The sequence below is a fragment of the Methylobacterium sp. CM6246 genome (assembly GCF_054818005.1).
Genome location: NZ_JBTXKY010000001.1, coordinates 2,600,319 through 2,618,258 on the forward strand (window position 1 = coordinate 2,600,319; position 17,940 = coordinate 2,618,258).

Below are 17,940 nucleotides of genomic sequence, written 5' to 3' on the forward strand. Positions count from 1 at the left end.
CGGGATCTCCGTCGATTCGAGCGCTCGGTCGGCCGGGGGGTGCCGTCGAACGCACCCTGACCAGGGCGGCGAACAGGACGCTCCGTTTGCCGGAGCGGGCCCTCCGCCGGGCTTGATTAATCCCCCCGCCGGGCTCAGCAGGGCGCATGTCCGAAAAAGATCGTTCCGGCTGGGCCGTCTTCGGGATCGGGGACTTCCGGCTGTTCGGCTCGGCCCGCTTCCTCACCGGCCTCGCGTATCAGATGCAGGCGGTGGCGATCGGCTGGTTCGTCTACGACCTGACCCATTCTGCGCTGGCGCTGGGCCTCGTCGGGCTGGCGGGTTTCCTGCCCGCGGTGATCTGCGCCCTGATCACCGGCCACGTGGCCGACGCCTATGACCGCCGCCTGGTCGGCGCTGCGGCCTTCGGGCTCCAGAGCTTCGCGAGCTTCGGCCTGCTCGCCTACGCGCTGGCCGGCTTCCAGGCGATCTGGCCGATCTACGCCCTGGTGATCGTCGTCGGCACCGCGCGGGCCTTCGCCAACCCGGCCCTGCAGGCGCTGCTGCCGACCCTGGTGCCGGGGCCGCAATTCGGATCGGCCATCGCGTGGAACGCCTCGCTCTGGCAGAGCGCGTCGGTGATGGGCCCGGCGCTCGGCGGCCTGCTCTACGCGCTCGGGCCGTCGGTCGTGTTCGGCGGCGCGGCGGCGAGCTTCGCGCTGGCGAGCGTCCTGACGGGGCTGATCCGGTTCCGGCCTGCTGCCGTGACCGAGCGGCCGCCGATCACCTGGGCGGCCCTCTCGGCCGGCATCGGCTACATCCGCTCGCAGCCGGTGGTGCTGGGTGCGATCAGCCTCGACCTGTTCACCGTCCTGCTGGGCGGCGCCACCGCGCTCCTGCCGATCTATGCCGGCGAGGTGCTGCATGTCGGCCCGCTGGGGCTCGGCGCGCTCCGCAGCATGCCGGCCTTCGGGGCGGTCGCCATGGCGGTCCTGCTGGCCTACCGCCCGCTGCGCCGCCATGCCGGCGTGCGGATGCTGCGGGCCTGCGCGCTGTTCGGTGCGGCCACCGTCGTGTTCGGCCTCTCGACCTCGCTGCCCCTGTCGATGGCCTGCCTGTTCGTCACCGGCGCCGCCGACATGATCTCGGTCTATGTCCGCCAGACCTTCGTGCAGGGCGAGACCCCGGATGCCATGCGGGGCCGGGTCTCGGCGGTAAACACGGTGTTCATCGGCGCCTCGAACGAACTCGGCGAGTTCGAATCCGGCGTACTGGCGGCCGCGATCGGGGCGGTCCCGGCGGTGGTGGCGGGCGGCGCCGCGACGATCGCGGTCGCGCTGCTCTGGGGCCGGTTCTTCCCGGCCTTGCGGGCGCGGGACCGGTTGCTGGTGCGGGGGTAGCGGCCGGCCATTATCCCTTCGAGGTCAGTATCACAATCAGAAAGGGATAATGCATTCCCTTTCAATACCTTGTGCCGGACGCGACGTGTGCTATCAAACCAAGCTCGTCGAAAAGGGCTCGGAATCGAGCCATGCTGTTCACCGACTTGAATGGCGATCAAGCCCGACAGACGATCGACACGGAGCAGGTCTTCGGCGCCTACGTTGCGGCCCGCACCGAGCTCGATCACCGCTATGCGGGTTCGATGGCTTGGAAGACGGTGGGCTCGCATACGTACCTGTATCGGAAGCGACAGGGCGTCTGGAAATCTCTCGGTGCCCGCTCGTCCGACACGGAGGAGATCCACCGCGGCTTCCATGACGGCCGCGCGGATCTGCAGGATCGAATCGCAAACCTCGCTGCCCGCATGGACGCGATGGCCCCGGTCAATCGCGCGCTCCGCCTCGGGAGAATGCCCATCATCGCGGCCCGTGTCCTGCGCCGCCTGACTGAGACGCGGCTCTACGGTCCCGTCTTCGGGGTCGTCGGTACCAACGCCCTATACGCCTATGAACGCCTCGGAGGCGTTCAGATTGCAGGCCCGCAGCTCGCGACGGGCGACATCGATCTGCTGTACGATGCCCGAAAAAGCCTGCGCCTCGTTGCGCCGGAGACGGCGGCAGGCGGGTTGCTGGCCGAACTGCGAAAGGTCGATCGCTCGTTCACCGTCGTCGGGAATCCCGGCTTCCGCGCCGTCAACCGCGACGGTTACTTGGTCGATCTGATCATGCCGGCCGGGAAGGATCCGATACGGCCTCCGGTTCTCAATCGCATCGGATCGGCCTCGGATGAATTGCAGGCGGTCGAGATCGAGGGGCTCGCATGGTCGGTCAACAGCCCGAAGACCGCCGTCACGGCGATCGATGCCAGGGGCTATCCGGTGCAGATGTGGGTCATCGACCCGCGCGCCTTCGCGCTCCACAAGGCATGGCTCTCGACCAGGGGCGACCGCGATCCGCTGAAACGTTCGCGCGATGCCGCACAGGCGGGTCTCGTCGCATCCCTGATTCGGACGCGGCTGCCCCGATTGCCGTTCGACGACCCTGCGCTCAGAGCCCTACCGCGCGCCCTGCGCGATCTGGCCGATACGATCGGCAAGCCACCGGCGCCCGAAGATGCCGACGCTAAACGGTCGGAGCCCGACTGGTAGCCGGGCTCCATAATGCCAAACGACTCAGCGTCCCGCCAGCAGCGGCGACCAGGTCGGGTCGGAGGCGTAGGAGGGCGTCGGGACCGACTGCTCCACCTTGCCGGTGATGTCGACCATGAACAGCTTGCCGCCGCCCTGGCCGCCCGGGTCGCGGAAGAACAGCACGTACTGGCCGTTCGGCGCGAAGGTCGGCCCCTCGTTGTGATAGCCCTCGGTGAGGACGCGCTCGCCGGTGCCGTCGGGCTTCGAGACGCAGATGGCGAACCCGCCGTTGCGCTGGCGGGTGTAGGCGATCAGGTCGCCGCGGGGCGACCAGGCCGGCTGGGAGGCTGAGCCCGCCCCGAAGGTGATGCGGTGCGGGTTTGAGCCGTCCGCGCCCATCACGTAGACCTGCTGCGAGCCGCCGCGATCCGATTCGAAGGCGATCTGCGCGCCGTCCGGGGCGTAGGTCGGCGAGGTGTCGATGGCCATGCCGTTGGTGATCGAGCGCTGGGCCTTCGAGGCGATGTCCATGGTCACGATGTCGGCGTTGCCGCCCTGCTGCACGCTCATGACGAGCTTGCGGCCGTCGGGCGAGAAGCGCGGGCTCGCGCTCATCGAATCGACGTTGCCGAGGGCTTGGCGGGCGCCGGTCTCGAGGTTGATCACCTGCACCCGCGGCTGATGCCCGGTGGCCTGCGCCATGAAGGCGATGTCCTGCGTGGCCGGCGAGTAGCGCGGCGCGACGATCGACATCTCGCCGCTGGTGATCGCCCGGACGTTGGCGCCGTCCTGGTCCATCACCATCAGGCGCTTGCGCCGGTTCTCCTTGGGGCCGCTCTCGTCCACGAAGGCGATACGGCTGTCGAACCAGGGGCCGAGGCCGGTGATCTTCGTGTAGACCGCGTCCGAGATCAGGTGGCCGGTGCGCCGGGCGTTGGCGGTGTCGGTGCCGTATTGCTGACCGGTCATCTGCTGGCCCGAGCTCACGTCCCAGAGGCGGAACTCGACCTTCAGCTTGCCCGCGGCGTCCCGGGACACGCGCCCCGTGACCAGGCCCTGGATGCCGGTGGCGCGCCATTTCTCGAAGTTCGGCGCGGCGTCGAAGTTCGGCTGTTCGGGGAAGCGGGCGTGGTCGAGGGGCGTGAAGTAGCCGGAGCGGCGCAGGTTGTTGGTCACCACGCCGGAGACGAGGCCGCCGAGGCTCGGGTCGCCGCCGAAATCCGCGATGGCGATCGGCAAGGGCTGGAAGTTGCCGCCGCCGATGCGCAGCTGCAGCTGCGCCTGGGCCGGGGCCGCGAAGCCGACGGCGACCGACAGCAGCGCCAGCAACGCGACGATGGGCGCGATCAGGTGCGCGGCTGAGGGCGCCAGAAGGCGCCCGGCGGAGGAAGTGCTGTGCATGGGTCGGACCCGAAGTGGCGATCAGACGAAGTGGCGATCAGACGGGGAGGCGGGTGACGGCAGGCGACGCGGAGGGCGATCTCAGGTCGCCGTGAACTCGAACTCCGCGTTGATGGCCTTCCAGTCGTTGTAGTACGGCGCGTAGGTGGCCGGAATGTTATACGGCGCGCAGCGGCGCACCGCCCGGAGCGCGGCTTGCGCGATCGACTGGTCCACCCCGCTGGAGCCGCCCCGCATGATCCGCGGTTCGGTGCTCAGCGAGCCGTTCGGGTTCAGCCGGATGTCGAGCACCGGCAGAACCACCCCCTGGGCGGCGCCCGGAGGCGCGGAGTAGCAGCGCTCGATCTGCTGCTGCAGCAGCCCGACCAGGGCGTCGCGCAGGGACGGCGACAGGCGCTGCGCCGTGCCGGTCGCGGCGCCCAGAGCCGCGACCTTCTGCACCGTGTGGCCGGTGGCCCCGGTGGATTGCGACGGCGCCTTCGAGGCCAGCACGGAGCGGATGTCGCCGGCGTTGAACTTGTCGGCGAGCTCGGCCTGCTTGCGCGCCTTGGCCTCGCCGTCGGCCTTGGCCTTGGCGTCCGCCATCGCCTTGGACTTCGCCTTGGCGGCGGCCTCGGCCTTGGCGGCGGCTTCCGCCTTCTCGTGCGCGGCCTTGGCCTCGGCCACCTCCTTCTGGCGCTCGGCTTCCGCCTCGGCCTTGGCCTCGGCAGCCTTCCGGGCGGCTTCCCGGGCGGCCTCGGCCTTGGCAGCATCCGCCTTGGCCTTGGCCTCCGCCTTCGCGGCGGCGGCCTTCGCGGCCGCAGCCGCGGCTTCAGCCTCCTGCCGCTCGATCAGCTTGTCGAGTTGCTCGCGCTTCTCGGCTTCGGCCTTGGCAGCCGCCTTCGCCTCGGCCTTGGCCGCCGCGGCCTTCTCGGCCGCCGCAGCCTTGTCGGCCGCAGCTTTCTCAGCCGCCTTCTCGGCGGCCTTCTCGGCGGCCTTGGCGGCAGACTTCTCCGCCTCGCGCTTCTCCTCGGCAGCCTTGGCGGCTTTCGCCACCTCCTGCGGATCCGGCTCGGCGCGCAGGGGCATCTCCTCCGCGTTGGCGAGCTTCATGTCGGCGGTGCGGGTGGGCGCGGTCGGCGCGTCGGTCTTGGCGTTCTCGGGCTCGCGATCCTCGACCTTCTCGGCCTGGCGATCGGCCCGCGGCTGGGCATTCGGCATCGGCTTGTCGGCCTGGCGCTCGCCCTTGGTGATCTCGGAGAACTGGTTCTCGGTGATCACCTCGACGGGGACGCCCTCCTGGGCCTCCGGCAGGGCCGGAGCCGCCACGCTGAACAGCGCGAAGGCCAGCAGCGCCACGTGGGTGCCGGCGGAGATCCAGACACCCGGTTCCTTGCGGTCGAAGTGGAACTCCACGGTCCGGACCCTACTGATGCTCTGGCTCGGTCACGAGGGCGACCTTCTTGAAGCCGCCGCCGGTCACGATCGCCATCACCTGGGCGACGCGGCCGTAATCGACCCGCTTGTCGCCGCGAACGAACACACGCTCCTCGGTGCCGGACTTCGACGTCTCGAGGAGCTTCGGGATGATCGTGTCGTCGGTCAGCTCGTCCTCACCCAGGAAGACCTGGCCGGTCTGCCGGATCGAGATCGTCACCGGCTTCACGTCGGAATTGAGCGGCGAGGCTTTCGACTGCGGCAGATCGAGGGGAACGCCCACCGTCATCATCGGCGCCGCGACCATGAAGATGATCAGCAGCACCAGCACGACGTCGATGAACGGCGTCATGTTGATCTCGTTGATCGGCCCGCCGCGCCGGCCCCTGCGCCGCCGCCGCTTGCCGCCGTGGGATGCACCCGCCGCCATGCTCATGGATCAATCTCCTGGATCGGCCCGGTCAGGCGGCGAGCGACAGGCGCTCGTCGATCTGGCGGGAGAGGATCGCGGAGAACTCGTCGGCGAAACCCTCCAGCCGCGATTGCGACTTCGAGACCTCGGCCTGCAGCTTGTTGTAGGCGAGCACCGCCGGGATCGCGGCGAACAGGCCGATCGCGGTGGCGAACAGCGCCTCGGCGATGCCGGGGGCGACGACGGCCAGCGAGGTGTTCTTCGAGGCCGCGATCGAGGTGAACGCGGTCATGATGCCCCAAACGGTGCCGAACAGGCCGATATACGGGCCGGCCGAGCCGATCGAGGCGAGGAACAGCAGGCGCGATTCGAGCCGCTCGACCTCGCGCTGGATGGTGACGTCGAGTTGCTTCTCGATGCGCTGCGACAGGGACTGGACCTGACGGCCCGAGCCCTCGAACGAGCGCTTCCACTCGCGCATGGCGGCCACGAACACCGCCGCCAGCCCGGTGGCCGGACGGTCGTTGAACGAGCGGAACAGCTCCTCCAGGGAGCGGCCGGACCAGAACGCGTCCTCGAACGCGTCCATCTCGGCTTTGGTGCGGCGGAACAGCAGCGTCTTGTCGACGATGATCGACCAGCACCAGACCGAGGCGCTGAGCAGCCCGACCATCACGATCTTCACGACGAAGTGGGCCTGCAGGAACAGTCCGAGCAGCGTCATGTCGGCGACAGGCGCGGCCTGCATCGCGTCGGCTGGGTTCATCCGTCGAGATCTCCTGCTCCGGATCGAGATGCGCCGGGCGAGGCCCACGTCCGCCGGATCCGTGAGCGATATCAATGCTATCGTCCGCGAATCTGTCGAAAGTAAGGGCCGTCTTCACCCCGTAATCGGGCGGCATCGCACCGACTTCGTTAAGGGCGCGACAGGGTTAAGGATCGGTTTCGATCGGGGCGATCCTAGGGCATTCCAGGACATCGGCCGCAGTATGGGTCGCGACGCGCCCGCCCGAGACTGGACCTCGCGAAACCAGGCCCGTTATCCTCACCCCTACGGCGAACCCGTCGCCGCGAGCCTCAGTCCAGGACGTGTCATGACCCTGCCCGTTCCGAGCCTCCACGGCCTGCTGCCCGCGGGGCCGGCCCGATTTCTCGGCTGGTCCTGCATCGCCGACCCGACCATCGCCGGAGCCCTGGCGCGCGCCGGCTTCGACGCCGTGCTGCTCGACCAGCAGCACGGGGCGCACGGCTATCAGTCGTGCTGCGCGGCGATCACCGAGGTGGCGCTCGCCGGCAAGCCGAGCCTGGTGCGGATCCCGGTCGGCGACTTTGCCATGGCGTCGCGGATGCTGGATGCCGGCGCCGCGGGCATCGTCGCGCCGATGATCAACAGCGTGGCGGACGCACAGGCGCTGGCGGCCGCCACCAAGTATCCGCCGGTCGGGCAGCGGAGCTGGGGGCCCGACCGCGCCATGTGGATGTCGGGCCTGAGCGACGCCTCCGAATACCTCGCCGGCGCCAACGCCCGGGCGCTGACCATCGCCATGTGCGAGACCGCGGAGGCGATCGACGCGCTGGAGCAGATCCTGGCCCTGCCGGGCATCGACGGCATCCTGGTCGGCCCCGCCGACCTGTCGATCGCCCTTTCCAAGGGAACGGCGATCGACCCGTCCGGCGCTGCGGTCACGACCGCCCTCGGCGAGATCGTGCGCAAGACCCGGGCTGCCGGCAAGCTGCCCTGCGCGTTCTCGCCGTCGCCCGTGCGGGCCCGGGAGATGGTTGCGATGGGCTTCCAGCTGGTCTCGGTCGAGTACGACGCGATGACCATCGTCAACGCCTTCGCCAAACTCCTGCGCGACGCCGACCCGACGCGGGTCGCCTGACCGGACGCGTCAGGCGGCTCCGGAAGGGGCCAGGAGCCGGCGCAGGGCCTCCGGCAGCCGGATGGCGCGTCCGTCGCGCACGCAGGCGACCAGGACGTCGGCGGCGACCAGTAGATCGTCGCCGCGCCGGACCTCCTGGGCGAGCTGCATCGAGGCGCCGCGCAGCTGCCGGGTCCGGGTCACGATGGTGAGCTGGTCGTCCATGCGGGCGGGGCGGATGAAGTCGAGCGCCATGCGCCGGACCACGAAGACGAGGCCGCTGGCCTCTCGATGCAGATCGGACTGATCGCCCGCCAGATTCCGGAGCAGCTCGGTCCGGCCACGCTCCAGGAAGCGCAGGTAGCTGGCATGGTAGACGAAACCCGAGAAGTCGGTGTCCTCGTAGTAGACGCGCACGCCCAGGCGATGGAGGGCGTCGTCCGTCGGCGCGCCGGTGGGGGAGGTCTGTGCGCTCATCGAACATCGTCTACGGCACGATGCGGCAGCGGGGGAAGCAGCCGTCGCGCCTCGCCGGGTGTGTGGGATAAAACCGGTACCCGTCCGACACGACGAGGGCCGCCCTGGGGCGGCCCTCGCGTGATCGGGTCTGGACTGAACGATCAGCCGCCGATGCGGGCGGCCAAGCTCGCCGAGTGGGCGTGCTCGTCGGCGATGTAGGGCAGCGCCTCGCTGGCGAAGCGGCGGCCCTGGGCGCTGTCGCCCGACTTGGCGTAGGCGTCGTAGAGCGCCAGCGTCTGGGCGTCCGAACGGGCCTGCTGGTCGATGTAGGCGCGGTCGAACGAGCGGCCGCTTCGGGCCGACTGGAGCTGCGACAGGCGGGCCTGACCGCGCTCGCCGAGGGCGACGCGACGGCCGGGCTCGGTCGGGCTGTTGTCGACGATGCCGACTGCGCCGAGCGCGCCGCCGACGATGCTGGTCCCGAGGTTCGCCGCGATGGTCACGGGCGCCAGCACGAAGCCGACCGGATTGCTCAGGTCCGTCTTGATGCCCTGGTTGTCCGAGACGACCGTGCCGTTGCGCGACAGCGAAGTGTTCGCCGGCAGGAGGGCGTCGGTGGTGGCCTTACGCTCGACCAGAACGCGATGGGCGTAGTTCCGAACGCGCGGGTTGCGCGAACGCTCGAGGGCGATGCGGCTCGCCTCGATGCTGGTCGCATCCGAACGCAGCGCCTCGGCGCGGAAGGCCGGGGTCTCGGTCGCGGCGGCGCCGACGCCCTGCTGGTTGGCGAAGGGCAGAATCCGGATCGGGAGCGCATCCTGCGCGAGCGCCGGGGTCGAGAGCGCGGCGGCGGAGAGGCCGAGGACGGCGAGCGTGAGTGTCTTCATGGAGGAAGGAAGTCCCTGGTGTTCTTATTGATGGCTCAAGGATCGGCCGGGATACCGTGGCAAGAGCCACAGTCCCGCAATCCTGCCAGCGCCACGCAGACTGGCGCGGTCGCCATCTCAACTGCCGCGTTTTGCAGCTGTTCCGCCGCCAAGATCGCGTTTGCGTGAACCGGAGGGAGCGGGATTACGCAAAAGCTTGGCAATAGTGTCCGCTGGCCCGCGGAGAAACACCCGCCGGTTGAGGCGCTTGGCCATGGTGCGGCGCACAAGGCCGCGCCGATCGCCGTTGCGGGTGCAGAGGGCAACCTATGAACGAGGCGTGAACCAGCCCCGTCCCAACCGCATGGACGGTACGGAGATCCGGCTCAGGCGGCGTCGCCGTCGTCGAACAGGCCGTCCTGCTGACGTCGCGGCTCGGCAAAGCCCATGTGCCGGAACGCGTGCTTGGTGAGCACTCGGCCCCGGGGCGTGCGCTGCACGAAGCCGCGTTGGATCAGATAGGGCTCGATGATGTCCTCGATCGCGTCGCGCGGCTCGGACAGGGCGGCCCCGATCGTCTCGATCCCCACCGGGCCGCCGCCGAACGAGGTGGCGATCAACGTCAGGTACTTGCGGTCCATCACGTCGAGGCCGACCGAATCGACGTCGAGCAGCTTCAGCGCTCGGTCGGCGATGGCGCGCGTCACCGTCTCGGCCTCGGCCACGATCGCGAAGTCGCGCACCCGCCGCAGCAGCCGGCCGGCGATGCGCGGCGTGCCCCGGGCCCGCCGGGCGATCTCGTTGGCACCTTCCGGCGACATGCCGAGCCCGAGCACCCGGGCGCCGCGGGCGACGATCTTCTCAAGTTCGTCGATCTCGTAGAACTCGAGCCGGATCGGGATGCCGAACCGGTCGCGCAGGGGCGTCGTCAGCAGGCCCGCCCGGGTGGTGGCGCCGACGAGCGTGAACTTCGGCAGCTCGATCTTCACCGAGCGCGCCGCCGGCCCCTCGCCGATGATCAGGTCGAGCTGGTAATCCTCCATGGCCGGGTAGAGGATCTCCTCCACGGCCGGGTTGAGCCGGTGGATCTCGTCGATGAAGAGCACGTCGCGCTCCTCGAGGTTGGTCAGCTGCGCCGCGAGGTCGCCGGCCTTCGCGATGACCGGGCCCGAGGTCGAGCGGAAGTTCACCCCGAGTTCGCGGGCGACGATCTGGGCCAGCGTGGTCTTGCCGAGCCCGGGCGGCCCGACGAACAGCACGTGATCGAGGGCCTGGCCGGTCATCTTGGCCGCCTCGATGAAGATCTGCATGTTGGCGCGTGCGGCCTTCTGCCCGATGAATTCGGACAGGCTCAGCGGCCGGATCGTCTGATCCACGTCCTCGGCGCGCTTCTCCGGCGTCAGGAGCACGTTGGTCGGGGGCTTGGGCTTGCTCATGGACCTTCGCTCGTGGACCGGCTCGCCCGCTGGTTCAGGGGTCCGCGGGAGCCGTCGCGTCCGGGCCGTTCCTCCTAATACGCGCGCGCTGCGAAGTCTAAGCGTCCGAGCCGTCTCGGCGCCGGGCCGGCGCCGTGCCGCAGCACACGGTCACGCCCGCCGCCGGCCGGGAAGGCGCGGCCTCGATGAAACCGAAATGGTGCGCCGCGCATTTCACTGACGAATCCTTAAACTCGGCCGCAGGGCGCTGCTCCACCATGAATATCCGCATGCATCTCCGATCGATGGCTTTTGGTGCGGCCAGCGCCGTCCTGCTCCTGTCCGCCGTGACGCAGGTTGAGGCCGCCCCGGCCGGCACCGAGACCAAGGTCGCCGAGGCCAGCCCGCAGCAGGTCCATCCCATCTCCGCCGTCGAGCGCGAGGACGACGCGACCTGCAGCCGTGCCCGGCGGCGTCTCTGGATCGAGGGCGAGGGCTGGGTGGTCCGCCGGATCACCACCTGCCGCTGACATCGCGCCGCCGCGTTACGCATTCTGCCGGGGCTGCGGCCCGGAACGGGCAGTGATCGTGTCGGTTCCCCACGATCGTTCCTGAAGCGCCGCGTCCTGGAGCCGCCCGCATGATCACCCGGACAGCCCTCACGCTCCTCGCCGCCCTCGTGGCCGCACCCGCCTCCGCGCAGGGCGTCTACGCCTACGGGTCGGGCCAGGACGGCTTTGCAGGCCCGTTCGTGCGCGGCTCCTATATCGGCGCGCCCCTGACCCGGGTGCCGCGGCCGAGCCAGATCGTGCCGGCGCCGTGGAGCTACGGGACCTACGGAGTCCCGACCGTCACCGGCATCGCGGCCGCGCCGGCCCTTCCGCCGACCCTCACGGTCATTAACGCTGCCCAGCCGGCGGCCCGCCGCGCTTCCGGCGCGCAGATCATCTCGGTTCAGGTTCCCCGGCGCTGAGCGCCGCGAACCAGTCGGCGTAGGGCGTATTCTGGACCAGGTGCCGGTTCAGGTCGGGGGCGTCGTCGTGCCACCAGACCGGGCCGCGCTCGCCCAGCCCGGTCTTGGCTTCGTCGACAGCGGCCCGGGCCGCGGCCATCGCGGTGGCGGCATCGGGCTCGCCCTCGCGCTCGGCGCGCTTGGCCGCCTTCACCGCCCGGCGCGCATCCATCAGCCCGGCCACCAGTGCTGCGCGACGCGCCTCCGGCAGGTGCGGGTCGGCGCGCCGCCACAGGCGACCGCGGACCACGATATAGCGCAAGTCAGGGGTGGTTATGACGGCGCTCATGCTGGAATTCGCACTCTCTGTTCGGTCGAAATTAAGTCTTGCTCTGGTAGACACCCGAGATCGGGTCCGGGTCATGCCATGCAGATCGTCGTCGTCGATTCGAGCCGCGTCGTCCTCCAGATCATCGCATCCCTGATCGAGCCACGCGGCCACGAGGTCCACGCGTTCACGGATTCCGAACAGGCGCTGCGACACCTCGCCGCCACCCCGTCGGTCCGCGTCCTGATCACCAGCGTCGAGGTCCGGCCGCTCTGCGGCCTCGAACTCTGCTGGTCCGCGCGGCTGCTCGCCGAGGAGCGCAGGCCGCTGCACGTCATCACCATGTCGTCCGCCCGCAACGTTCGCAGCCTGGCCGAGGCCCTCGACAGCGGCGCCGACGACTTCATCGAGAAACCGCCGAGCGCCGAGGAGCTGAACGCACGCTTGCGCGCGGCCGAGCGCATGATCACCATGCAGGAGGAGCTGATCCGCCTCGCCGAGACCGATCCGCTCACCGGGGTCTTCAACCGGCGCGCCTTCTTCGACCGGGCGCGCCTCGCCGCCGAGCAGAGCGGGCGCCCGGCCCGGATCTCGGCGATCCTGGCCGACATCGACCATTTCAAGCGGATCAACGACGAGCACGGCCACGATGTCGGCGACGTCGCCATCAAGGCCATGGCCGAGCTCATCGCCGGGGCCGGCATCGGCGGCCGCCTGGGCGGCGAGGAATTCGGCATCGCCCTCCCGGGGTTGAGCCTTGAGGAGGCGACCGCCCGGGCCGAGCGTCTGCGGGAAGCCGTTCAGGCTCTGCGTATCCGCGGCAGCCGGCATGCAATCGGCTTCACCTGCAGCTTCGGCGTGAGCACCTGGGTCGAAGGCGACGACGTCAACGCCCTGCTCAAGCGGGCCGACCTCGCGCTCTACGCGGCCAAGAGCGGCGGGCGTAACCGCGTCGTGCCGTACCAGGGCGAGGCCACCTTGGCCGTCGCGAGCTGAGACGGCCGAGCCGCCCCAGTCTGGGACGCATCGCCGCGGCATGGTTAAAGACGGCAACCCATATTGGCACACCAATTTGGAGCACGAAGACAGGAATCGCCCGATTCCGCGAATATAAAGCTTAATATTCGCCCCAAACTCGTGGAATGGATCTTGGAACTACGCATCCGATCCCGGCCCCTTTGTATCGCCGGGAGACGAAAGGTGCGAGGTCATGAGTACGGCCGTTGGCGTCCTGATCCTGGATGAACCGCAGGACCTGAGCGCGACTGTGCGCGCCACTCTGGAGCATATGCCGGAGTTTCACACGATCGGCGAAGAAGACTTGGACCGGGCCGATGCCGGATCCGCGGTCGCGCTGATCTTCCTCGACGAGATCCGGCTGGCCGATGGGATCGCGCGTCTCGTCGGCTTGAAGGAGCGGCAGCCGAACCTGCGCACCCTCGTAGCTTTCGGGGCACTCACCGCCGACGACCTCCGGGCGCTGCTGGCGGCGGGTGCCGACGCCTTCGTGGCCCGGTCGAAGTCACCGCGGGAGCTGGGCGCCGCCCTGCTCGCCCTGGCCGAGGGATCGGAGTGTCTCGTTCCCCCGGAGCAGCAGGCCGCGATGCCGGCGGAGCAGGGCGACAGCCTCGGGCTCACGCCGCGCGAGGCGGAGGTGCTGCGCTTCCTCAGCTCGGGCTTCAGCAACAAGGAGGTTGCCCGTCGCCTCGCGCTCAGCGTGCGGACCGTGGAGACGCACCGGCTCAACCTGCGCCGGAAGACGCAGACTGGACGGCTCAAGGACCTGGTCTCGCTGGCGCGCCAGCTCGGTCTGGCCCCGGTGGTCGACAGCGACCCGAACCGTCGCGGCGGGTCCGGCGGCAACCAGTCCCGGCATTGACCGGGATCCCGGGCAGCCCAATGCGGGGGCTGCCCCCCTACGTCCTTGCCCGGGCGCCTGCAGCGCGACCGGAATGCGATTCGGGACCCAGCACGAGACGATGCGAAGCGTCCGCCTTGGTCTTGATCGTGCCGCCGCGCGGCCCTTTCTCTTCCGGGTTCCGGATCAACGTTCCGGGCGTCCGGGATAGGAGCGCGCGTCAGACACCGGGGGCAGCGAAGTCGGCCAACGCGTGTCGCCACCGCGTGAATCGGTCGGACACAGGCCTCACAGCGAAGCCGCGCCGTCCGACACCAAAAACGGCTTACGTGGCACCGGCTTGCGCCGCAGTGCGGGACCGCCCGGCGGTTTTTTTGACCAGGGCTGCCGCCTTGGCCCGGGCTGCCGTCTTGCTCCGTTTGCGGGCCGGAGTCGCGCCGGGCTTGACCGGCTTGCCCGCCTCGGCGGCGTCCCGCGAGGCGGCGAGCCTGGCCTGCAGCAGGCCGAGCACCGCGGCCTCCTCGGAGCGGAGCTTGCCGAGGTCCCCGCTCAGCTCGGTCTCGACCGCGTCCTGCACCTGAATCAGGAGGTCGCCTTCGAGGTAGCAATCGAGGACCTGGGGGTGGATGTAGCACTTCCGGCAGATCGTCGGCGTGTTGCCCAGGCGCCCGGCGACGCTCTCGATCGCCGCGCGGACGTTGCGCTTGGCCCCCGCCTCGCTGTCGAAGCTCTCGAACTCGCGCAAGGCCAGCGCCGCCAAGACCGTCCCGGCCCAGGTCCGGAAATCCTTGGCGGTGAAATCCTCGCCCGTGACCTCGCGCAGATACGCGTTCACGTCCGACGAGGTCACGTCGCGCTGCACGCCCTCGCCGTCGATGTACTGGAACAGCTCCTGCCCGGGCAGGTCCTGGCAGGCCTTCACGATCCGGGCGACGCGCCGGTCCTTCAGCGACACGTCCCAGGTCTTGCCGCTCTTGCCCTTGAACCGGAACGACAGCTCGGCCCCCGCGATCCGGACATGCGGATCGCGCAAGGTCGTCAGGCCGTAGCTCTTGTTGGTGCGGGCGTAATCGTCGTTGCCGACGCGGATCAGCGTGGTCTCGAGCAGGTGGACCACCGTGGCCAGAACCTTCTCGCGGCACAGGCCCTGACGCTTCATGTCGGCATCGACCCGCTGGCGGATGCCCGGCAGGGCGTCCGCGAAGGCCATGATCCGCGAGAACTTGTTCTCCTCGCGGGCCTGCCGGAAGTCGGCGTGGTAGCGGTATTGCTTGCGCCCCTTGGCATCCCGGCCGGTGGCCTGGATGTGGCCGTTGCTGCGCGGGCAGATCCAGACATCGGTGTAGGCCGGGGGGATCGCCAAGGCACGGATGCGGGCGAGGATCCGCTTGTCGCGCACCGGCGCGCCCTTCGCATCCAGGTAGCGGAAACCGGTGCCGCTGCGCTTGCGGGTGAGGCCCGGCAGGCCGTCATCGACGTAGACGAGGCCGGCTTCCTCGGCCGCCGCGCGCAGGGTTCCGCCGCTTTGGTCAGTCTCGGTGTCCGCCATGGCCGCCCCTCCCGGATACGCCGCCGGGGTGACACCCGGCGAGAAGGCCCCGGTCAACCGGCGGCGCAGGTGGGCCGTTCCGGGCCTGCGCATCCGCCGCAGGCCGGCGCCGTGGGCCATGCGAAAAGCCTCGTTCCGCAAGCGGGCCGCCGGCTTCCGGAAAAAGACGATGCGGATCAAGGCGCTAGCGCATCGTGCCGGTTCCGGTATCCGGCCCGATGCGCTAGACAGGATTGATGGACCTCGAACCCGCCCGCGACCCCCTCACCAATCCCAAGCGAAGTCTGGTCTTCGTGGTCACCGAGGATTGGTTCTTCGCCTCCCACTTCCTGCCGATGGCGCGTGCCGCGATCGGCATGGGCCTGTCGGTCGCCGTCGTCACCCGGGTGCGGGCGCACCGCGCCGCCATCGAGGCGACGGGGGCCCGCGTCGTGCCGCTGGAGGCCGAGCGGGCAAGCCTCAACCCGATGACCGCCGGCTATGCGGCCGGGCAGCTCGCCGGGATCCTGAAGGCGCTCGAGGCCGACATCGTCCACTGCATCGCCCTGCGCAGCATCCTGGTGGGCGGCACCGCGGCCGCCATGGCCGGCATCCCGGCGCGCGTCTACGCGCTGACCGGGCTCGGCCTCGTCGGCGCCCGCGCGGACCGGATCGGGCGCGTCGCGCGCCTCGGGCTGAAGGCGCTGATCCGGGGTCCGCTGGCGTCGGCGCGGACCCGCTTCCTGTTCGAGAATCCGGACGACGCGCTGGCGCTCGGCCTCGACCCGTCCGATCGGTCCGTGACGGTGGTCGGCGGCGCCGGCGTCGCCCTCGCCGCGTTCGCACCGCAGCCGATGCCGCCGGTACCGCCCCTGAAGGTCGCCCTGGTGGCGCGCATGCTCTGGTCCAAGGGCGTCGACGTGGCCGTGGAGGCGACCCGCCTGGCCCGGTCCCGGGGCGCAGCCGTGGAGCTCGCCCTGTACGGGGCGCCCGATCCGTCGAACCGCCGCTCGATCGACGCGGCGACGTTGCGGGGGTGGAGCCGCGACGGCGTCGCCTGGCACGGCCCCACCGAGGATGTCGCCGCCGTCTGGGCCGGACACCATGTCGCGTGCCTGCCGTCCCGGGGCGGGGAGGGGCTTCCGCGGACCCTGCTCGAAGCCGGCGCCTGCGGCCGGGCGCTCGTTACCACGGATGTCCCGGGCTGCCGGAGCCTCGTGCGCGACGGCATCGAGGGCCTGCTCGTGCCCCCCGGCGACGCCCCGGCCCTGGCCGACGCCCTGGTCCGGCTGTGCAACGATCCGGCCGAGGTCGCGACGTTCGGCGCGGCGGCGCTGGCGCGGATCGAGGCGGGCGGCTTCACCGAGGCCGCCGTCACCGATCAGGTCTGCGCCGTCTGGCGCGACCTGCTGGACGCCTGACAATGCGCCCGGACGATCCGCAGGGCTTCATCCAGGCCAACACGCGGCTGCTGCCGGTTCCCTACGCGCCCGAGATCCGCCTCCACGTCGCCGACGAGGCGACCGAGCTCTGGCAGAAGACCGAGGACGAGTTGCAGGCGATCGGGCTGCCGCCGCCGTTCTGGGCCTTCGCCTGGGCGGGCGGGCAGGCGCTCGCCCGCTACATCCTCGACAATCCCGAGGTGGCCCGCGGGCGCCGGGCCGTGGACTTCGCCTCCGGCTCCGGCCTGGTGGCGATCGCCGCAGCCCGGGCGGGCGCGCGGCACGTCGTCGCCAGCGACCTCGACCCGTTCGCCGTGGCGGCGATCGGCATCAATGCCGCCGCCAACGGCGTGGCCGGCCGGATCGCCCCGGTCTCGGCCGACCTCCTCGGGACGCGGCCGGAGGCCGACCTCGTGCTCGCCGCCGACGTGTTCTACGAGCGCGACCTCGCCCAGGCGGTGACGGCCTGGCTCATCGACCTGCAGGCGGGCGGGGTGACGGTGCTGATCGGCGACCCGGGGCGGACCTACCTGCCGCGCGAGCGCCTGGAATGCCTGGCGACCTACGCGGTGCCGGTCTCCCGCGCCCTCGAAGACGCCGAGATCAAGCAGAGCCACGTCTGGCGGCTGCGCGGGTGAGACGATGGCCCGCGCGTCGCGCGTCCAATCGATCCGGCCGCGGCATCGAGGCTTCATCCCAGGCTGGAATGCGTTACCGTGCAGCCGGACCGCGAGATGCGGGCGCGCCTCCGAAAGATGCGTCGCCGGGCGCTCGGCGGGCTCGAGATTTGCGCGTATCCCGCCTCCGGGGGCGCGGCGTCTGAAAGATTATGTCCAAGTGAGCGTCGAGTCGTGAGCGTCAAGCCGAGCCTTCCCCGTGTCGTCGCCTTCTCCGGGAGTGCCAAACGACCGTCGCGGACCCGCGATCTCGTGACGGCGGTCGGCGCCGAGCTCGGGCGGCTGCGCCGGATCGAGCTGACCGTCTACGATCTGGTCGATGCCGGCCCGGGCATCGGGGCGTCGCTGCGCGAGGACCTGCCCCTGCCGGCGGCGCACCTGATCGCGGCGATCGAGGGCGCGGACGCCCTGATCGTCGGGACGCCGGTCTACCAGGGCGGCTATGCCGGGCTGTTCAAGCACGTCTTCGACTTCGTCGATCCGGCGCGGATGGCGGGTATGCCGGTGGTGCTCACCGCCACGGGCGGCGGCCTGCGCCACGCCCTGGTGGTCGAGCACGGCCTGCGCCCGCTGTTCGGCTTCTTCGCGGCCCACGTCGCGCCGACCTCGGTCTACGCCGGCCCCGAGGACATGGCCGACGGGCAGATCACCGACGCCACCGTGGCGGCCCGCCTCGCCGCGGCGGCGGTGGAGCTGGCCGCGCTCTTGGACGTGGCCCGGGCGATCGACGCCGGCGCGGCGGCCTGACGCGGGAGCGTCGCCGGTTTGCAGCG

19 protein-coding genes are annotated in these 17,940 nt (G+C 70.4%); 10 read left to right on the plus strand and 9 right to left on the minus strand.

Annotated features, from left to right (window positions below; genetic code table 11):
• The first annotated feature begins 146 nt into the window (after positions 1 to 146).
• Positions 147 to 1,379 (plus strand): MFS transporter, encoded by a 1,233-nt coding sequence (locus ACYQPG_RS12760; RefSeq protein WP_147905783.1) that lies wholly within the window; start codon positions 147 to 149, stop codon positions 1,377 to 1,379.
• A gap of 131 nt (positions 1,380 to 1,510) precedes the next feature.
• The gene (locus ACYQPG_RS12765; protein ID WP_461231085.1) at positions 1,511 to 2,569 is read left to right on the plus strand and encodes a GSU2403 family nucleotidyltransferase fold protein; all 1,059 of its coding nucleotides are present in this window, start codon (positions 1,511 to 1,513) and stop codon (positions 2,567 to 2,569) included.
• 24 nt (positions 2,570 to 2,593) lie between these two features.
• On the opposite strand, the gene tolB is transcribed toward ACYQPG_RS12765, so the two are convergent.
• From tolB to tolQ, 4 genes are all read right to left on the minus strand, one after another.
• Positions 2,594 to 3,952, minus strand: coding sequence for a Tol-Pal system beta propeller repeat protein TolB (tolB, locus tag ACYQPG_RS12770; protein WP_246692246.1), 1,359 nt, complete (start codon positions 3,950 to 3,952; stop codon positions 2,594 to 2,596).
• 81 nt (positions 3,953 to 4,033) lie between these two features.
• Positions 4,034 to 5,347 (minus strand): cell envelope integrity protein TolA, encoded by a 1,314-nt coding sequence (gene tolA / locus ACYQPG_RS12775; RefSeq protein ID WP_461231086.1) that lies wholly within the window; start codon positions 5,345 to 5,347, stop codon positions 4,034 to 4,036.
• A gap of 10 nt (positions 5,348 to 5,357) precedes the next feature.
• The gene (locus ACYQPG_RS12780; RefSeq protein ID WP_147905786.1) at positions 5,358 to 5,804 is read right to left on the minus strand and encodes an ExbD/TolR family protein; all 447 of its coding nucleotides are present in this window, start codon (positions 5,802 to 5,804) and stop codon (positions 5,358 to 5,360) included.
• 25 nt (positions 5,805 to 5,829) lie between these two features.
• Positions 5,830 to 6,546 carry a protein TolQ gene (gene tolQ / locus ACYQPG_RS12785; protein ID WP_147905787.1) on the minus strand — a complete coding sequence of 239 codons (717 nt, stop codon included), beginning with the start codon at positions 6,544 to 6,546 and terminating at the stop codon, positions 5,830 to 5,832.
• 328 nt (positions 6,547 to 6,874) lie between these two features.
• Between tolQ and ACYQPG_RS12790 the strand changes: the two genes are divergently transcribed.
• Positions 6,875 to 7,663 carry an HpcH/HpaI aldolase family protein gene (locus ACYQPG_RS12790; protein WP_147905788.1) on the plus strand — a complete coding sequence of 263 codons (789 nt, stop codon included), beginning with the start codon at positions 6,875 to 6,877 and terminating at the stop codon, positions 7,661 to 7,663.
• Between the two features lie 9 nt (positions 7,664 to 7,672).
• Here ACYQPG_RS12790 and ybgC read toward each other — a convergent pair whose 3' ends face one another.
• The 3 genes from ybgC to ruvB form a co-directional block, all read right to left on the minus strand.
• Positions 7,673 to 8,119, minus strand: a complete 447-nt coding sequence (ybgC, locus tag ACYQPG_RS12795; protein WP_461231087.1) for a tol-pal system-associated acyl-CoA thioesterase — start codon at positions 8,117 to 8,119, stop codon at positions 7,673 to 7,675.
• A 143-nt stretch (positions 8,120 to 8,262) separates the two neighbouring features.
• Positions 8,263 to 8,988, minus strand: coding sequence for a DUF4142 domain-containing protein (locus ACYQPG_RS12800; RefSeq protein ID WP_147905790.1), 726 nt, complete (start codon positions 8,986 to 8,988; stop codon positions 8,263 to 8,265).
• 365 nt (positions 8,989 to 9,353) lie between these two features.
• The gene (gene ruvB, locus ACYQPG_RS12805) at positions 9,354 to 10,403 is read right to left on the minus strand and encodes a Holliday junction branch migration DNA helicase RuvB (protein WP_147854170.1); all 1,050 of its coding nucleotides are present in this window, start codon (positions 10,401 to 10,403) and stop codon (positions 9,354 to 9,356) included.
• A gap of 269 nt (positions 10,404 to 10,672) precedes the next feature.
• Here ruvB and ACYQPG_RS12810 point away from each other — a divergent pair, with 269 nt between their 5' ends.
• Positions 10,673 to 10,912 carry a hypothetical protein gene (locus ACYQPG_RS12810; protein ID WP_419829565.1) on the plus strand — a complete coding sequence of 80 codons (240 nt, stop codon included), beginning with the start codon at positions 10,673 to 10,675 and terminating at the stop codon, positions 10,910 to 10,912.
• Between the two features lie 110 nt (positions 10,913 to 11,022).
• Positions 11,023 to 11,355 carry a hypothetical protein gene (locus tag ACYQPG_RS12815; RefSeq protein WP_461231088.1) on the plus strand — a complete coding sequence of 111 codons (333 nt, stop codon included), beginning with the start codon at positions 11,023 to 11,025 and terminating at the stop codon, positions 11,353 to 11,355.
• On the opposite strand, the gene ACYQPG_RS12820 is transcribed toward ACYQPG_RS12815, so the two are convergent.
• Complete coding sequence (locus ACYQPG_RS12820; RefSeq protein ID WP_419829566.1) at positions 11,327 to 11,683, minus strand: hypothetical protein; 357 nt, start codon at positions 11,681 to 11,683, stop codon at positions 11,327 to 11,329. The genes ACYQPG_RS12815 and ACYQPG_RS12820 overlap by 29 nt on opposite strands.
• Positions 11,684 to 11,761: 78 nt before the next feature.
• On the opposite strand from ACYQPG_RS12820, the gene ACYQPG_RS12825 reads away from it, so the two are divergent.
• Complete coding sequence (locus ACYQPG_RS12825) at positions 11,762 to 12,658, plus strand: GGDEF domain-containing protein (protein WP_147938116.1); 897 nt, start codon at positions 11,762 to 11,764, stop codon at positions 12,656 to 12,658.
• A 214-nt stretch (positions 12,659 to 12,872) separates the two neighbouring features.
• Entirely contained in the window at positions 12,873 to 13,541 is a 669-nt protein-coding gene (locus ACYQPG_RS12830) for a LuxR C-terminal-related transcriptional regulator (protein ID WP_147905795.1), read from the plus strand.
• A 304-nt stretch (positions 13,542 to 13,845) separates the two neighbouring features.
• On the opposite strand, the gene ACYQPG_RS12835 is transcribed toward ACYQPG_RS12830, so the two are convergent.
• Positions 13,846 to 15,069: a DNA topoisomerase IB gene (locus tag ACYQPG_RS12835; RefSeq protein WP_147905822.1), complete on the minus strand. Its 1,224-nt coding sequence runs from the start codon at positions 15,067 to 15,069 to the stop codon at positions 13,846 to 13,848.
• Positions 15,070 to 15,305: 236 nt separating this feature from the next.
• Here ACYQPG_RS12835 and ACYQPG_RS12840 point away from each other — a divergent pair, with 236 nt between their 5' ends.
• The 3 genes from ACYQPG_RS12840 (at position 15,306) to ACYQPG_RS12850 (ending at position 17,914) form a co-directional block, all read left to right on the plus strand.
• The gene (locus ACYQPG_RS12840) at positions 15,306 to 16,469 is read left to right on the plus strand and encodes a glycosyltransferase family 4 protein (protein ID WP_461231089.1); all 1,164 of its coding nucleotides are present in this window, start codon (positions 15,306 to 15,308) and stop codon (positions 16,467 to 16,469) included.
• A 2-nt stretch (positions 16,470 to 16,471) separates the two neighbouring features.
• Positions 16,472 to 17,128, plus strand: coding sequence for a class I SAM-dependent methyltransferase (locus ACYQPG_RS12845; protein ID WP_461231090.1), 657 nt, complete (start codon positions 16,472 to 16,474; stop codon positions 17,126 to 17,128).
• A gap of 213 nt (positions 17,129 to 17,341) precedes the next feature.
• Positions 17,342 to 17,914, plus strand: a complete 573-nt coding sequence (locus ACYQPG_RS12850; RefSeq protein ID WP_147905798.1) for an NAD(P)H-dependent oxidoreductase — start codon at positions 17,342 to 17,344, stop codon at positions 17,912 to 17,914.
• Positions 17,915 to 17,940: the final 26 nt, after the last annotated feature.

Excerpts from the sequence above, each read along its gene's own strand:
- ACYQPG_RS12760 (WP_147905783.1), top strand. The coding sequence starts at position 147 with ATGTCCGAAAAAGATCGTTCCGGCTGGGCCGTCTTCGGGATCGGGGAC.
- ACYQPG_RS12765 (WP_461231085.1), top strand. The coding sequence starts at position 1,511 with ATGCTGTTCACCGACTTGAATGGCGATCAAGCCCGACAGACGATCGAC.
- tolB (WP_246692246.1), bottom strand. The coding sequence starts at position 3,952 with ATGCACAGCACTTCCTCCGCCGGGCGCCTTCTGGCGCCCTCAGCCGCG.
- ACYQPG_RS12780 (WP_147905786.1), bottom strand. The coding sequence starts at position 5,804 with ATGAGCATGGCGGCGGGTGCATCCCACGGCGGCAAGCGGCGGCGGCGC.
- tolQ (WP_147905787.1), bottom strand. The coding sequence starts at position 6,546 with ATGAACCCAGCCGACGCGATGCAGGCCGCGCCTGTCGCCGACATGACG.
- ACYQPG_RS12790 (WP_147905788.1), top strand. The coding sequence starts at position 6,875 with ATGACCCTGCCCGTTCCGAGCCTCCACGGCCTGCTGCCCGCGGGGCCG.
- ybgC (WP_461231087.1), bottom strand. The coding sequence starts at position 8,119 with ATGAGCGCACAGACCTCCCCCACCGGCGCGCCGACGGACGACGCCCTC.
- ACYQPG_RS12800 (WP_147905790.1), bottom strand. The coding sequence starts at position 8,988 with ATGAAGACACTCACGCTCGCCGTCCTCGGCCTCTCCGCCGCCGCGCTC.
- ruvB (WP_147854170.1), bottom strand. The coding sequence starts at position 10,403 with ATGAGCAAGCCCAAGCCCCCGACCAACGTGCTCCTGACGCCGGAGAAG.
- ACYQPG_RS12810 (WP_419829565.1), top strand. The coding sequence starts at position 10,673 with ATGCATCTCCGATCGATGGCTTTTGGTGCGGCCAGCGCCGTCCTGCTC.
- ACYQPG_RS12815 (WP_461231088.1), top strand. The coding sequence starts at position 11,023 with ATGATCACCCGGACAGCCCTCACGCTCCTCGCCGCCCTCGTGGCCGCA.
- ACYQPG_RS12820 (WP_419829566.1), bottom strand. The coding sequence starts at position 11,683 with ATGAGCGCCGTCATAACCACCCCTGACTTGCGCTATATCGTGGTCCGC.
- ACYQPG_RS12825 (WP_147938116.1), top strand. The coding sequence starts at position 11,762 with ATGCAGATCGTCGTCGTCGATTCGAGCCGCGTCGTCCTCCAGATCATC.
- ACYQPG_RS12830 (WP_147905795.1), top strand. The coding sequence starts at position 12,873 with ATGAGTACGGCCGTTGGCGTCCTGATCCTGGATGAACCGCAGGACCTG.
- ACYQPG_RS12835 (WP_147905822.1), bottom strand. The coding sequence starts at position 15,069 with ATGGCGGACACCGAGACTGACCAAAGCGGCGGAACCCTGCGCGCGGCG.
- ACYQPG_RS12840 (WP_461231089.1), top strand. The coding sequence starts at position 15,306 with ATGGACCTCGAACCCGCCCGCGACCCCCTCACCAATCCCAAGCGAAGT.
- ACYQPG_RS12845 (WP_461231090.1), top strand. The coding sequence starts at position 16,472 with ATGCGCCCGGACGATCCGCAGGGCTTCATCCAGGCCAACACGCGGCTG.